Genomic DNA, 15213 nt, shown 5'->3' with positions numbered 1-15213 from the left:
TTTTGTGGCGTTACTTGGGACCGAGAATCTTCAGCAGTTTGTCTGGCGACGGCGCGCCTTGCTGCTGTTGCAGGTTGCCTTGCTCGTCGAGATAGAAAATCGCCGGGGTGGCCGCTACGTCCAGCTCGGTCATCAGTTGCATGTTGGCATCGAGCTTGGCCTGTACGTCGGCCGGGATGCTGCCCAATGCTTTAAGGGTGCTGGCTTTGCCGGCTTTTTCGTGGTCATGCAGGGCTTGCATCGGGTCTTTGGCTGCCAGCAGCGCGGCCGATTTACCGGGGCTGTCTTCACGGATGATGCCGACCATGATGTGGCGCAATTGCACCTTGCCAGAGTCTACCCACGGGCGGGCTTGCTCCCAGAACATGTTGCAGTACGGGCAGTTCGGGTCGCTGAACAGGTAAACAATGCGCGGTGCATCTTTTTTGCCGTCTGCGATCCAGTTGCTCTTTTCCATGTTGGCCCAGACTTCCTTGGCCATCGGTTCGTACACCAACTTTTGCAGCGGTTCCAGGCTCAGGTCTTTGCCTTGGGCATCATACAAATTACCCACCAGCACGTTGCCGTCTTTGGTCAGGTACAGCGCCATGCCGCGATTCTGGTATTGCGCTGCATAGCCGCGCAAACCGCTGGGCGCGTCAAAGCTGCCAACGATTTTGGCGCCCTTGGCTTCGATTTTTTTGATCGCCGGGGGCAACTCTTCGGCGTGCAGCCATGGCGATTGCAGCAGGGCAGCGCCGAGCAGGGTGGTCATGCTCAGGTTTAGCAGTGTGCGGTTAGGCATTGGGTAGTCCTTGCAGGGTCGCCCTGGAGGGCTGACTTTGAGGTGTTCGGGTCAAAATTTTCGAGCGCCCGGGCCAGGCTGGCTTGCGACAACTCGCCCAAGTGGCTGGCCAGCAAGCGTCCTTCAGCGTTGTAGAACAGGGTGGTCGGCAAGGCCATCGAGCCTACTTTCTGCCCCAGTTGGCCGCCACTGTCGAACAGCACGTTACTCAGGTTCAGACCTTGAGTTTCAAGGAAGGTGCTGACGCTTTGCATGCTCTCGCCCTGATTGACGAACAAGAAGGTCACGTCTTCGTGTTGGTGCTGCGCGTTTTGCAACACGGGCATTTCGCGTCTGCAAGGCGGGCACCAGGTAGCCCAGAGGTTGATCACTAACGGGCCGCCTTTATAACTGCTCAGTTGCACCGACTCGCCGTTGGCATTACGCAGCGCCATGTCGGGTAATTGGGTGCCTTTGTCGTAGAGATTCGAGGCCAGGCTGGCGAGCAGCCAGAACGCCAGGCCACTGCCCAACCCCCAGCCGAGCGGGCGTCTGAGGCCGGTGCGACGCCAGCTCCAGACCACGGCCCCGCCCACGACGGCCAGCAACCCCGGCCACATCAAAAAGCCACCGTCGCGCAGGTCGAGCATTTGCAGAGGATCGTTTTCGAAGTAGCGCCAGTAGCCAATCACGAACCCTATACGTGCCGCCAGCAAACCCAGCAGGAACAAGCTGAACAACACTGACTCAGGGTTTTCGCCACCGCGTTTTGCCACGCGCCAGCCCACCAGCGTCGCCAGGGCGAGGGCCAGTATCAGCAGCAAGTGGTTGATTGCCAGTGCAAACGAACCGATGGTCAGGGTCAGCATTTAGAGGAGTTCCCGGGTGGCGTTCCAGTTATTCAAAAAAGTCTCGGCGTTGACTTCGCCGGTAATGCGTTGCGCGCGACGCTCAACCCCGTTGGGGCCTATCCAGATAAAGCTGGGCGGGCCGGGTACTTGATAGCGGCTGAGCAGGTCGCGGCTGGCGACAGTATCGGCGGTCACGTCCAGACGCAACAAGCGCACGCCTTGCAGGGCGTTCATCACCTGCGCCTGGCCGAAGACTTTTTTCTCCATCACCTTGCAGGACACGCACCAGTCAGCGTAGTAGTCGAGCATCACCCACTGGCCCTGCGCTTTGGCGCTGGCCAGTTCTCGCTCAAGGGTGGGGATGTCCTTGACCGTGATGAATGCGTCGTGGCTCGTGTTGACACTGCTGCCCGCCACGGTTTTGGCGGTGTACACCGCTAGCGGTTGCCAGGTATCGGTGCTGCCCCCGGCGGCACCAATCACCATCAGTGCGCCCCATATGCCTGCAATCAGGCTCAATGGGCTGAACAGGGTTTTGGCCCGTAAGAACTGCTGGCCTTGTTGCCACAGGCTGCTGGCAAAAATCAGCAGCAGGACGCCCCATAAGCCGACCCACAACGATTCATCCAGCACCGGGCGCACCAACAGCAGGGCGGTGCCCAGGAACAGGAAGCCAAACAGGCCTTTCATCAGGTTCATCCAGGCACCGGGTTTAGGCAGGAAACGGCTGCCCACAGTGACCAGAAGCAACAGCGGCATGCCGATCCCGACACCCATCGTAAACAGCACCAAACCGCCCTCCACGGCATTGCCGCTTTGCGCGATATAGAGCAAGGCGCCCGCCAGGGGTGCGGTCATGCACGGGCCGACCAGCAAGCCCGACAAAGCGCCGAGAATGCCCGCGCCAATCAGGCTGCCGCCTTTGCGCCCGCGCCCGGCTGTTTCGAGGCGATCACGCAGCGCGGTGGGCAGTTGCAGTTCGAAGAAACCAAACATCGGCAGTGCCAGAACCACAAATAACGCGGCAAAACTGCCGAGCAGCCACGGCTGTTGCAGCAGCGCCTGCAAATTGGCGCCGAGCAAGGCCGCCAGTACTCCCAAACCTGCGTACACCAGCGCCATGCTGACGACATAACTGCCCGCCACCGCAAAGCCGCGACCGGGGCTGGCGCCGCTACCCACCACCAGACCTGCCAAAATAGGCAGCATGGGTAGCGAACAAGGGGTGAAAGCAAGCAACAGGCCCAGCCCGAAGAACAGCAGCAAGCTCCAGACCAGTGAACCCTGCTGCAACGTGGCGGCTAACGACTGGTCTTGCGCCTGTTCGGGCGCAGTCGCGGATTGAGCGCCCCCCAGATCAACCTTTTGGCTTTGCGGTGAGTAACACAATCCGGCGTCGGCACACCCTTGCCAACTGACCTTGATCTGGCCACGGGCATTGGCGGGGATGAGCAGCTCAAGGCGGTCTCGATAAACCTCAGTCGCGCCGAAAAACTCGTCACTGTGCGCCAACCCCTCAGGGAGTGGTGGCGTGTGTGCGGCATCCAGGCCTTCGAACTTCAGACGCTTCTTGTACAGGTAATACTTATCGGTGATTTTCCATTGCAGACGCGTTTCACCTGAAGGCAGCGGCTCGGTGCTGAAGACGAACGCCTGTTCAGCCGGTAGGAAGTCGGCTTTTTGCTCAAAGGGATTGTCACTGGCGTAGGCCTGACTAAAACCCGTCAGCAGCAGGAAAAAAAACACAATCAAACGAGACATGCGCCAGACCTTGGTATTTTCAATTAACCGCCACCTTGGAGGCACTTGATTAACCGAGTGTTAAAAACGGCATAATCGGGCCTTAATCCCACCGCCCTTTAATCGGCCTATTTACGCGGGTATCTGCATGCACGTATTGGTTTGCGAAGACGACGAGCTGATTGCCAGCGGCATTGTGGCGGGGCTTAAGGCTCAGGGTATGACGGTTGAGCATGTCGCCACTGCGGGTGCCGCCCGGGCCATGCTCAAGGCGGCTGAGTTTGACGTGATGGTGCTTGACCTCGGTTTGCCCGACGAAGACGGTCTTAAGTTATTGCAACAATTGCGCCAGCAGGGGTTGGAGTTGCCCGTGCTGGTGCTCACTGCGCGTGACTCGGTGACTGATCGGGTCGATGGCCTGCAAGCCGGCGCGGACGATTACTTGCTCAAACCGTTCGACCTGCGCGAGCTGGCGGCCCGTTTGCACACCTTGCTGCGCCGCGTGGCGGGGCGCAGTGTCAACCTGATCGAGCACGGTCGCTTGAGTTACGACCCCAGCAGCCGCGAAACATTGCTGGGCGGCAAGCCAGTGGATCTATCCCGTCGCGAGCAGGCCCTGCTGCAAGCTTTGCTGCATAACCGCGGACGGGTGTTGTCGACTGAGCAACTCAAAGACAGCATTTACGGTTTCAGCGACGAACTGGAGAGCAACGCCTTGAACGTTCATATCCATCATCTGCGGCGCAAGCTGGGCAATGGCATCGTCGAAACCGTGCGCGGCCTGGGGTACCGCCTGGGGCCAGCAGATGGCGCCGAGCCTGACGCATGATGAGCCTGCGCCTGCGTTTGAGCCTGACCATTGGTTCAGCCTTCATCCTCATATGGGTGTTGGCGGCGGCCTGGATGCTCAGCGATCTGCGTCAACAAATGATGTTTTCCCTCGATCAGCGTCTGGTGGCGTCTGCACGAATGGTGGCGGGCTTGCTGGAGCAATTGCCGCAACTGCCGGTAAAAGGCGAGGGCACGCATTTCAGTGCCGAGCAGTTGACCATACCCGGCGGCATGGCCTGCCAGGTCAGTTCGCTGCGTGGAGAAATTCTCGCCCGCAGCCATAACAATCCCGATCAACCCATGCAGTCCGAGTCGACCGGGTTTCGCGATCAGATCATCGATGGCGCAGCCTGGCGCACGTTTACCCTGGTGCGCGGTGACTTGCGCATCACCACCGCAGATCGCCAAGTGGAGCGCGAGGCGCTGAATCTCTCCGTGTTACTGGCGGCCTCTGTGCCGGTGGGCATGGCGCTGATGGTGTGTTTGCTGTTGTTATGGCTAGGGATTGGTCAGGGGCTGGCGCCACTCAAACGGATGCGCGATGCGTTGATGCGCCGGGATGCAGATTCGTTGCAACCGTTGCAAATCAGCCCATTACCCAGCGAGCTGCAACCTTTGCTCGACTCGCAGAACCAGTTGCTGGCGCGTATTGCCAAAGCGATTGAGCGTGAACGGCGCCTGACGGGTGACGCTGCCCACGAATTGCGCAGCCCGCTGACGGCAATCAAGACCCACTTGCAGGTGGCCCGCATGACCGATGGCGAGGCCCGTGAGCAGTCGCTGGCGCATGCCGAGGCGGGTGCTGACCGTTTGCACCGTACCCTTGAGCAATTGTTGTTATTGGCGCGGGTGGAGGGCAGCTTGTCCTTCGATGACGGTGTGCAATGTTCGGCCGAGCAAGTGGCGCGTCTGGCGATCCACGATGCGGCGAGTGGTGCAGCGGATCGAATCATTGTGCAAGTGCCCGCAGATTTGCCCGCCACAGCACTGAAGGTGCCGTCGGTTCTGGCCATTGCCGCATTGCGCAATCTGCTGGACAACGCCTTGCGCCATACGCCGGAAGAAGCCCGGGTCGAATTGAAATTGCGTGCCGAAGGTCAGTTCATCTATTTTGTGGTGCGCGATCATGGGCCAGGTATTTCGCCTCAAACCTTGCAACACATGACTCAGCGCTTCTGGCGCAATGGCAACAGCAATGGTTGTGGGTTGGGACTGGCGATTGTGCAGGCAATTGTTGAGCGTTGTGGGGGGGAGTTGCAGTTTGACAGTCAGCCCGACGGGCTGCGGGTTGAACTCAGGATGCCGTTGCAATAGGGCAGGTTTTGGGCGCGTGTTTGTATCGAACCGGCAACCAGGCAGTCGAGCAAGCACTGATATAGCTCAGTGTTTCGCACCCGTTACATCTTTACAGTGGCTCTCGATTTATAAGGGGGCCACATGGGTCCCGCCTATAAAAATAATCCACTTGTAAGGTAATAGAACATTGAAGGATTCAGCGTTTGATCACCGTCCAGCTGGGGAACCCCCAGAATTGCAGCGCAGTTTGTCCAACCGCCACATTCAACTGATTGCCATTGGCGGAGCCATTGGTACCGGTCTGTTTATGGGCTCTGGCAAGACCATTAGCCTGGCAGGGCCCTCGATCATTTTTGTCTACATGATCATTGGTTTCATGCTGTTTTTCGTCATGCGTGCGATGGGCGAATTGCTCTTATCCAACCTCAACTACAAGTCATTTATTGATTTCTCGGCCGACTTGCTCGGACCGATGGCTGGCTATTTCATGGGCTGGACCTACTGGTTTTGCTGGATAGTCACGGGCATCGCGGATGTGATTGCCATCTCCGGGTACACACAATTCTGGTTTCCCAACGTACCTCTGTGGTTGCCGGCGCTGGGGTGTGTGGCGTTACTGCTGTCGCTGAACCTGATTACCGTGAAAATGTTCGGCGAGCTGGAGTTCTGGTTTGCCATGATCAAGATCGTTGCCATTTGCGCGTTGGTCTGCACCGGTCTGTATATGGTCGTTACGGCATACCAGTCCCCTGTCGGCCACACGGCAAGCCTGGGGAACCTATGGAATGACGGCGGCATGTTTCCACATGGTGTGATGGGCTTTTTTGCAGGCTTCCAGATCGCCGTATTTGCTTTTGTCGGCATTGAGTTGGCCGGTACCACAGCCGCAGAAACCAAGAACCCGGAGCGCAATCTGCCCCGTGCGATCAACTCCATCCCTCTGCGCATCATCATGTTTTATGTGTTCGCGCTGATTGCCATTTTGGCCGTGACCCCGTGGCGGGATGTGGTCGCCGATAAAAGCCCTTTTGTTGAACTCTTTATGCTGGCGGGCCTTCCGGCGGCAGCGGGAATCATTAATTTTGTGGTGCTGACGTCGGCGGCGTCTTCGGCCAACAGCGGCGTGTTCTCGACCAGTCGTATGCTTTACGGATTAGCGCTGGAGGGCGATGCACCCGGTAAATTCAAGCACCTGTCGCGTCGTGCAGTGCCTTCAAACGGTCTTATTTTTTCCTGCATCTGCCTGTTGGCGGGGGCGCTGGTGATTTATCTGATCCCTAATTTGATGGAAGCCTTCACCCTGATCACCACGGTGTCAGCGACTTTGTTCATGTTTGTTTGGTCGATGATCCTGTTGTCCTATCTGGCCTACCGTAAAAACCGTGCCCATTTGCATCTGGCATCGCGCTACAAAATGCCGGGGGGCAAAGTCATGGTCTGGGTGTGCCTGACATTCTTTGCGTTCATTCTGGTGTTACTGGCGCTCGAAGACGACACCCGCCAGGCGCTGTACGTCGTGCCAGGGTGGTTTGTGTTGCTGGCATTGGCTTATCGATCAATTGTGCGCAACAAGCAGCGCATAGCACTGCGGGCCTGTAAAGCGGATCTCTAAAGGCCGGAGCGCTTTGCGGTTTGTTTAAGGGGGTGGCGCTGCAAGGTGCCGCCCCCTTTGTCATCTGGTGCCCCGTCGCCTGAGAATTATCTGCTTGAACTCTAAATCGTGACCGCGCTGATGCGTCTCCAAAGCAGGAAAACCTGCGGTGTTCTTCCGTACAGGGAGGTCACGGGTCAGGTCTGCGGTTTTGGTCAATCTCATCAGCGTATTGAGGGTCCCGGAAATGTCAGTCGCTAGCCGTTTTATCGACGATCAGCCGGTTGGAGTCAGTCCAACTGAAGCGCTGTATGAATTTGAAGAATCCCCTTTGTTGGCCCGTCAGAGCCGCCAAGAGTCCAATGCGCGCAGCTATCCGCGGCGTATCCCGCTGGTGTTGAAACGCGCAAATGGCCTGTACGTCGAGGACGTTGAAGGCCGACGTTTTATCGATTGTCTGGCGGGTGCCGGCACGTTGGCGCTGGGGCATAACCATCCGGTGGTGATCGACGCGATTCGCCAGGTGCTGGATGACGGTCTGCCGCTGCACACGCTGGACCTCACGACGCCGGTCAAAGACCAGTTCGTTCAGGACTTGTTCGGCTTGCTGCCCGAAGCGCTGGCCGCAGAAGCGAAAATCCAGTTTTGTGGACCGACCGGCACCGACGCAGTCGAAGCAGCGTTGAAGTTGGTGCGCACGGCGACCGGGCGCAACACGGTGGTGTCGTTCCAGGGCGGCTATCACGGCATGAGCCAAGGTGCGTTGAGCCTGATGGGCAGCCTGGGGCCGAAAAAGCCGATGGCCGCACTGCTCGGTAACGGTGTGCAGTTTATGCCCTATCCCTACGATTACCGCTGCCCCTTCGGTTTGGGCGGTGAGCAAGGTGTGAAGGCAAACCTGCACTATCTGGAAAACCTGTTCAGTGACCCGGAAGCCGGTGTGCAATTGCCTGCCGCCGTGATCGTAGAAGTGGTGCAGGGTGAAGGCGGAGTGATTCCGGCTGATCTGGACTGGCTGCGGGGTGTGCGTCGCATCACGGAGCAGGCCGGCGTGGCGCTGATCGTCGATGAAATCCAAAGCGGTTTTGCCCGTACCGGTAAAATGTTTGCGTTTGAGCATGCCGGGATCATTCCTGATGTGGTGGTGCTGTCCAAGGCGATTGGCGGCAGTCTGCCGCTGGCGGTGGTGGTGTATCGCCAGTGGCTCGATACCTGGTTGCCGGGCGCACATGCGGGTACGTTCCGTGGCAACCAAATGGCGATGGCGGCCGGCTCGGCCGTGATGCGTTACCTCAAGGAACACGATGTCGCCGCTCATGCGGCCGCGATGGGTGAGCGATTGAGCGAACACCTGCACATCCTGCAACGTGATTTTGCGCAGTTGGGCGATATCCGTGGTCGTGGGCTGATGCTGGGCGTGGAGCTGGTTGACCCGACAGGCAAGGCCGACGCGCAGGGCCATCCCCCTGCATTTGGCCGGTTGGCGCCCTTGGTACAGCGCGAATGCCTCAAACGTGGGCTGATTCTTGAGTTGGGCGGTCGGCATGGCAGTGTGGTGAGGTTTTTGCCGCCGCTGATCATCACCCGCGCCGAAATCGATCAGGTTGCCGCCATTTTTGGCAATGCGCTGGCAGCCGCCATCGCCCGGCTCTAATTCCAGGCCATCCTTGATCGTTTGTTTTATTACCCCGCTGCGCGTGATCGCGCAGCCAGATTGCTGCGACGGAGACCCGCACATGAGTTCAGTATTTGACCGCGACGACATTCTCTTTCAGGTGGTGGTTAACCACGAGGACCAGTATTCGATCTGGCCCGATTACAAGGCCATTCCCAACGGCTGGCGCGCGGTGGGCAAAAGCGGCTTGAAGCCGGAGTGCCTGGCTTATATCGAAGAGGTGTGGACGGACATGCGTCCGCTGAGCCTGCGCCAGAAAATGGACGCCGTGGCAACGCACTGAAGCGACGGCTCACAAAAAAGCCAACTGACAGCAGACTGTCAGTTGGCTTTTTTAATGCTCACAGGGAAGTGATTACGCGTGACTTAGTACTCCCAGAACATCCGCTGCAATTCTTTGCTGTCTTGGGTTTTGGTCAGTGCAACCATCGCCAGGATACGGGCTTTCTGGGGGTTGAGGTCGTGTGCGACGACCCAATCATTTTTGTCGTCAGGCTGTTCTGCGTTACGCAGTACGAAACCGCCGTTATTCACGTGAGACGAACGGATGATCTGCACGCCATCTTTACGCAGGGCTTGCAGGGTCGGAACCACGCGCGAAGAAACGGAACCGTTGCCAGTGCCTACGTGGATGATGGCTTTAGCGCCCGATTGAGCCAGTGCTTTGTAGGCAGTGTCATCAACGTTGCCATAGGAGTAGGCGATGCCTACGTTTGGCAGGCTCTTGATGTTTTTGATGTCGAATTCAGAATCCATGGTGTGACGCTTGGCAGGCAAGCGGAACCAGTAGGATTTGCCTTCAACGACCATACCTAGCGGGCCCCAAGGGCTTTTGAAGGCTTCGGTCTTGATGTTCATCATTTTGCTGACATCACGGCCCGACTGGATTTCGTCGTTCATGGTGACCAGTACGCCTTTGCCGCGCGCTTCTTTGCTGCCGGCGACCGCCACAGCGTTGTACAGGTTCAGCATGCCGTCTGCGGACATGGCGGTGCCTGGACGCATGGAGCCGACTACCACAATAGGCTTGTCGGTTTTTTCGACCAGATTGAGGAAGTAGGCGGTTTCTTCCAGGGTGTCGGTGCCGTGCGTGATCACGATGCCATCAACGTCTTTGCTGTCAGCCAGCTCAGCAACACGGCGGCCCAGTTGCAGCAGGTTGTCGTTGGTGATGCTTTCGGACGCGATCTGCATCACTTGTTCGCCACGCACGTTGGCCAATTGGCTCAGCTCGGGTACACCGGCGATCAGTTGGTCGATACCCACTTTGGCAGCGGTGTAGGTCGCGCTGTTAGCAGCACTGGCGCCCGCACCCGCGATGGTGCCGCCCGTGGCCAGGATGATCACATTGGGCTTAGTAGCGGTTTCTTGCGCCTGAGCAGTTGGCAGGGCTAGCAGAAGGGCCAAAGCGCCCGGAACAATCGATTTCAACACAGCTGTTTTCATTATGTTCTCTCTTAATGATGAGAGTGCTGATGCACATACACCTAGCACGGCGCGCGCCATCCACTGGCCACGCGCTGGCCTTAAGAAGGCATGATCTGTGCCAATACGAAAAGTTCTCAAGGAATGTTACAAATCACTGATTTGTATCAACAAATTATTAATATCTGTAGCCGTGTATGTCGTGTTCAGGACGGTTTTCCGAATGTCGCACAGGGTTTTTGTTCGGAGATGCGTCCGTTCGTCGGTTTTATGACGCCATTTTTTGACGTTGACAAATACGAAACGGGTTTCCATAGTGAGGTTCAAGCAAACGTTTGCGCGCTGCTTTTAGTTGTGCTTTTTCTAAGTGTCTGAAAACACACAAGGTCGGTTGTAGCTGTCGACCTGCTACTTCGCGTAAACAGGACGTTGCTCACAATAATCATAAGATCGGAGTGCTCCCATGAAGCTGCCCTTTGCTGGACGTCTTCTCGCTGTCGCCATGTTGGCGGCGACCTCTTTATCCCTTCCTGTTGCCCACGCAGATACCCCTGAAAAACCGAAGATCGGCCTCGTGATGAAGTCGCTGGCCAATGAGTTCTTCGTCACCATGGCCGATGGCGCCAAGGCCTATCAACAACAGCATCCGGCTGATTTCGACTTGATCTCCAACGGGATCAAGAACGAAACCGATACCGCGGGTCAGGTCGACATCATCAATCAGATGATCATCGCCAAAGTCGACGGGCTGGTTATTGCGCCAGCAGACTCCAAGGCGCTGATCTCGACCATTGATAAAGCTCGCAAAGCCGGCATCGTGGTGGTCAATATCGACAATCAGCTAGACCCTCAAGTGTTGAAAGCCAAGCACCTCGACGTGCCATTTGTCGGGCCTAACAACCGTGATGGCGCGCGTAAGGTGGGCGAGTTTCTGGCGGCCAAACTGAGCGCGGGAGACGAGGTTGGAATTATTGAGGGGGTGTCGACCACCACCAACGCCCAGCAGCGCACGGCTGGCTTCAAGGACGCCATGCAAGCGGCGCAGATGAACGTGGTCTCGGTGCAATCGGGGGATTGGGAGATTGATGGCGGTAACAAGAAAGCGGCTGCCATGCTCAGCGAATACCCGAACATAAAAGCGCTGCTGGCCGGTAACGACAGCATGGCGATCGGTGCGGTCTCGGCCATTCGGGCGGCAGGCAAGACCGGCAAGGTGTTGGTGGTGGGTTATGACAATATCGATGCCATCAAACCGATGCTCAAGGATGGTCGTGTCGTTGCCACTGCGGATCAGGCGGCTGCCCAACAGGCTGTTTTTGGTATCGAAACGGCGCTCAAACTGATCAAGAAAGAGCCGGTTGAAAACCTCAAAGAGGGTGTGATCGATACCCCGGTTCAACTGGTCACCCAACCTTAAACTTCCTCCTGCCCGGAGCACCTGTTCGGTTGAGCAGGTGTTCGGAGATGCTCTATGACGACTCCTGTAGCCGGAGTGGCCCTTTCAGTCAGCGGCATTGGTAAAACCTATACGCAGCCTGTGTTGAGCGGCATCGATTTGACCCTGAATCGTGGCGAGGTGCTGGCGTTGACCGGTGAAAATGGTGCCGGCAAAAGTACCCTGTCGAAAATCATCGGCGGCCTGGAAACGCCTACCACCGGCCAGATGCAGTTCAATGGCCAGCCTTATACGCCCGGCAGCCGGGCGCAGGCTGAGCGCCTGGGTGTGCGCATGGTCATGCAAGAACTCAATCTGCTGCCGACACTGACGGTGGCTGAGAATCTGTTTCTCGATAATCTGCCCAGCCGTGGCGGGTGGATCAGCCGTAAAAAGTTGCGCCAGGCGGCTATTGAAGCAATGGCGCAAGTTGGGCTTGAAGCGATAGACCCCGATACGTTGGTGGGAGAATTGGGCGTTGGCCATCAGCAGATGGTCGAAATTGCGCGCAATTTGATCGGCGACTGCCATGTACTGATTCTCGACGAACCCACGGCCATGCTCACCGGTCGTGAGGTTGAGCTGTTATTTGTGCAGATCGCGCAACTGCAAGCGCGCGGGGTTGCCATCGTCTACATCTCGCATCGCCTTGAAGAGCTGGCACGGGTGGCGCAGCGCATTGCAGTACTGCGTGATGGTTGCCTGGTGTGTGTCGAGCCGATGGCCAATTACGACAGCCAGCAACTGGTCAACCTGATGGTGGGGCGAGAGCTGGGTGATCATCTGGATATGGGGTCTCGCCAGCGTGGGGAACCTGTGTTGCAGGTGAAGGGGCTGGGTCGCTCGAACAAAGTGCTGGACGTCTCGTTTGAGGTCCGAAAGGGCGAGATTTTTGGTATTTCTGGCTTGATCGGGGCAGGGCGCACCGAGCTTTTGCGCCTGATTTATGGCGCAGACACCGCTGACAGCGGTTCGGTAGCCGTGGGTTCGCCTTTGCAGGTGGTGAGTATCCGTTCGCCGGTTGACGCGGTTAAGCAGGGCATCGCCCTGATCACCGAAGACCGCAAAGGCGAAGGCTTGCTCATGAGTCAATCCATCGGCGCCAATCTCGGCCTGGGCAATATGGCTCGCATCTCCCGCGCAGGTGTTGTTAACGGTATTGCTCAAGACGCTCTGGCTCAGCGTCAGATAGACGCGATGGGCATTCGCAGCTCCGGGCCTGAGCAAATCGTTGCGCAATTGTCGGGCGGCAATCAGCAGAAGGTCGTCATCGGCCGCTGGCTTGAACGTGACTGCACCGTATTACTGTTTGATGAACCTACCCGCGGCATTGATATCGGCGCCAAATTCGATATTTACCGTTTGCTGGGTGAGTTAACGCGCCAAGGCAAAGCGTTGGTGGTGGTGTCCAGTGATTTACGTGAGCTGATGCTGATTTGTGATCGTATCGGCGTGCTCTCTGCCGGGCGTTTGATCGACACCTTCGAGCGCGAGTCCTGGAGTCAGGAGCAACTGCTGGCCGCAGCATTTGCCGGTTATCAAAAACACGATGCGTTACTCACGCCAGTAACGCCAAAGGATGCGTCATGAAAACGGCTGCCTCGGAGCACAAAGCTGCACACAATTTCTATGGGATGGGCACGTACTTGGGGTTGGCGGGTGCTTTGCTGGGCATGGTGGTGTTGTTCTCCAGCCTCAGTGATCACTTCTTTTCCTATGACACGCTGAGCACATTGGCGAACCAGATCCCGGACCTGATGGTGCTCGCGGTCGGTATGACGTTCGTGCTGATTATTGGCGGCATCGACCTGTCGGTGGGTTCGGTACTGGCGCTGGCAGCCTCGGTGGTGAGCGTGGCAATACTCGGCTGGGGGTGGGGCGTTTTGCCTGCTGCGTTGCTGGGTATGGGCTGCGCAGCATTGGCCGGAACGATCACGGGTTCGATCACCGTTGCCTGGCGTATTCCCTCGTTCATCGTGTCACTGGGGGTGCTGGAAATGGCGCGCGGCGCGGCGTATCAAATGACAGGCTCGCGCACGGCTTATATCGGTGACGCCTTTGCATGGCTCTCCAACCCGATAGCGTTTGGCATCGCGCCTTCGTTCATCATCGCTTTACTGGTGATCCTGATTGCTCAAGCAGTGCTGACCCGAACGGTGTTTGGTCGTTACCTGATCGCCATTGGTACCAACGAAGAGGCGGTGCGGCTGGCGGGTATCAACCCCAAACCTTATAAGGTGCTGGTGTTCAGCCTGATGGGTTTACTGGCTGGCGTGGCGGCGTTGTTCCAGGTTTCACGTCTTGAGGCCGCAGATCCCAATGCGGGCTCTGGCCTTGAATTGCAGGTCATTGCTGCCGTGGTGATCGGCGGCACAAGCTTGATGGGCGGACGTGGCTCGGTCATCAGCACGTTTTTTGGTGTGCTGATTATTTCGGTGCTGGCGGCCGGATTGGCCCAAATCGGCGCAACGGAGCCGACCAAGCGTATTATTACCGGTGCTGTCATTGTGATAGCAGTGATTCTGGACACTTACCGCAGTCAACGAGCACGTCGACGGAATTAAGCAATGGCAACGATTAAAGATGTCGCGGCACTGGCAGGGATTTCCTACACAACGGTCTCTCATGTGTTGAACAAAACGCGCCCGGTGAGTGAACCCGTGCGGTTGAAAGTGGAAGAGGCCATTGCGCGCCTTGACTACGTGCCCAGCGCTGTCGCTCGTTCCTTGAAGGCCAAAAGCACGGCAACCATTGGCCTGCTGGTTGCCAATAGCCTCAACCCCTATTTCGCTGAGTTGGCGCGGGGCATTGAGGATTATTGCGAGCGCAACAATTACTGCGTGATCCTGTGCAATTGCGACGATGACCCCGACAAGCAGCGCAGCTATTTGCGCGTGTTGCTGGAAAAACGCGTCGATGGGCTGGTGGTCGCCTCTGCGGGGGGTGATGCGGGCCTTGCCAGCGGGTTGGCGGGGGTTCGCACACCGATGGTGATCGTCGACCGCAGCCTTGAAGGCATAGATGCCGATCTGGTGCGAATCGATCACGAGCAGGGCGCTTATCTCGCGACACGGCACCTGCTTGATCTGGGGCATCGCGCAATCGCGTGCATTGGCGGGCCAGCCATCACCAGCGTGGCCCACATGCGCAAGGCCGGTTATCTGAGAGCGCTGAGCGAGGCGGGCCTGATACCCAACGACGACTGGATGATCGAGAGTGACTTCAGTTGTACGGGTGGCTATGAGGCGGCGGGCCGCTTGTTGAGCGGCGACAGGCCGTCGGCCATTTTTGCGTGCAACGACATGATGGGTATTGGTGTGCTGCGCGCAGCTGCCGAGCGGCACATTCGGGTGCCCGAGCAGTTGTCTGTCATCGGTTTTGATGATGTGCAAATGAGCCGTTATGTGTACCCGGCCTTGACCACTGTGGGGCAGTCGATCCTGCAACTGGGTGAAACCGCCGCACAGGTTTTATTACGACGCATTGCTACACCGCAGCAGGCCGTCGAACAGTTGATTGTTGCGCCCAACATCGTATTGCGAGAGTCCACGGGTCCGTACGACGTAGCCTTGCAATACCCACAGCAATCCCATGGATGAGTGTCGA

13 protein-coding genes are annotated in these 15213 nt (G+C 57.6%); 9 read left to right on the top strand and 4 right to left on the bottom strand.

The genetic code is table 11. The annotated features are described in order from the left end of the window. Positions 1-10: 10 nt before the first annotated feature. From dsbG to dsbD, 3 genes are read right to left on the bottom strand one after another with little or no spacing between them, the layout of a single operon-like run. Complete coding sequence (gene dsbG, locus ACP7A4_RS20105) at positions 11-784, bottom strand: thiol:disulfide interchange protein DsbG (RefSeq protein ID WP_203302769.1); 774 nt, start codon at positions 782-784, stop codon at positions 11-13. Further along, on the bottom strand, positions 763-1632 hold the full coding sequence (locus ACP7A4_RS20100; RefSeq protein WP_203302770.1) for a TlpA disulfide reductase family protein: 870 nt from the start codon (positions 1630-1632) through the stop codon (positions 763-765). Before ACP7A4_RS20100 ends, dsbG begins: the two co-directional genes overlap by 22 nt. Further along, positions 1633-3375 (bottom strand): protein-disulfide reductase DsbD, encoded by a 1743-nt coding sequence (gene dsbD, locus ACP7A4_RS20095; protein ID WP_203302771.1) that lies wholly within the window; start codon positions 3373-3375, stop codon positions 1633-1635. A gap of 127 nt (positions 3376-3502) precedes the next feature. Between dsbD and ACP7A4_RS20090 the strand changes: the two genes are divergently transcribed. The 5 genes from ACP7A4_RS20090 (at position 3503) to ACP7A4_RS20070 (ending at position 9030) form a co-directional block, all read left to right on the top strand. After that, complete coding sequence (locus tag ACP7A4_RS20090) at positions 3503-4183, top strand: response regulator (protein WP_048365661.1); 681 nt, start codon at positions 3503-3505, stop codon at positions 4181-4183. Continuing rightward, the gene (locus ACP7A4_RS20085; protein ID WP_177332369.1) at positions 4180-5499 is read left to right on the top strand and encodes an ATP-binding protein; all 1320 of its coding nucleotides are present in this window, start codon (positions 4180-4182) and stop codon (positions 5497-5499) included. Before ACP7A4_RS20090 ends, ACP7A4_RS20085 begins: the two co-directional genes overlap by 4 nt. A 169-nt stretch (positions 5500-5668) precedes the next feature. Continuing rightward, entirely contained in the window at positions 5669-7093 is a 1425-nt protein-coding gene (gene cycA / locus ACP7A4_RS20080) for a D-serine/D-alanine/glycine transporter (RefSeq protein ID WP_059762888.1), read from the top strand. Positions 7094-7319: 226 nt separating this feature from the next. Further along, complete coding sequence (locus ACP7A4_RS20075) at positions 7320-8726, top strand: aspartate aminotransferase family protein (protein ID WP_059762887.1); 1407 nt, start codon at positions 7320-7322, stop codon at positions 8724-8726. Between the two features lie 82 nt (positions 8727-8808). Then, positions 8809-9030 carry an MbtH family protein gene (locus tag ACP7A4_RS20070; protein ID WP_047275172.1) on the top strand — a complete coding sequence of 74 codons (222 nt, stop codon included), beginning with the start codon at positions 8809-8811 and terminating at the stop codon, positions 9028-9030. A gap of 83 nt (positions 9031-9113) precedes the next feature. On the opposite strand, the gene ACP7A4_RS20065 is transcribed toward ACP7A4_RS20070, so the two are convergent. After that, positions 9114-10193 (bottom strand): asparaginase, encoded by a 1080-nt coding sequence (locus ACP7A4_RS20065; RefSeq protein ID WP_059762886.1) that lies wholly within the window; start codon positions 10191-10193, stop codon positions 9114-9116. 442 nt (positions 10194-10635) lie between these two features. Here ACP7A4_RS20065 and ACP7A4_RS20060 point away from each other — a divergent pair, with 442 nt between their 5' ends. The 4 genes from ACP7A4_RS20060 to ACP7A4_RS20045 are packed head-to-tail and all read left to right on the top strand — an operon-like array spanning position 10636 to position 15206. Beyond that, the gene (locus tag ACP7A4_RS20060; protein ID WP_059762885.1) at positions 10636-11589 is read left to right on the top strand and encodes a sugar ABC transporter substrate-binding protein; all 954 of its coding nucleotides are present in this window, start codon (positions 10636-10638) and stop codon (positions 11587-11589) included. Positions 11590-11643: 54 nt separating this feature from the next. After that, the gene (locus ACP7A4_RS20055) at positions 11644-13197 is read left to right on the top strand and encodes a sugar ABC transporter ATP-binding protein (RefSeq protein WP_059762884.1); all 1554 of its coding nucleotides are present in this window, start codon (positions 11644-11646) and stop codon (positions 13195-13197) included. After that, positions 13194-14171, top strand: a complete 978-nt coding sequence (locus ACP7A4_RS20050) for an ABC transporter permease (protein WP_059762883.1) — start codon at positions 13194-13196, stop codon at positions 14169-14171. Before ACP7A4_RS20055 ends, ACP7A4_RS20050 begins: the two co-directional genes overlap by 4 nt. 3 nt (positions 14172-14174) lie before the next feature. Then, the gene (locus tag ACP7A4_RS20045) at positions 14175-15206 is read left to right on the top strand and encodes a LacI family DNA-binding transcriptional regulator (protein ID WP_426248042.1); all 1032 of its coding nucleotides are present in this window, start codon (positions 14175-14177) and stop codon (positions 15204-15206) included. The last annotated feature ends 7 nt before the right edge of the window (positions 15207-15213 follow it).

Source organism: Pseudomonas sp. TWR3-1-1 (genome assembly GCF_049896545.1).
GTDB classification, from domain to species: domain Bacteria; phylum Pseudomonadota; class Gammaproteobacteria; order Pseudomonadales; family Pseudomonadaceae; genus Aquipseudomonas; species Aquipseudomonas weihenstephanensis.
This window is presented reverse-complemented; position numbering and strand designations above follow the sequence as displayed.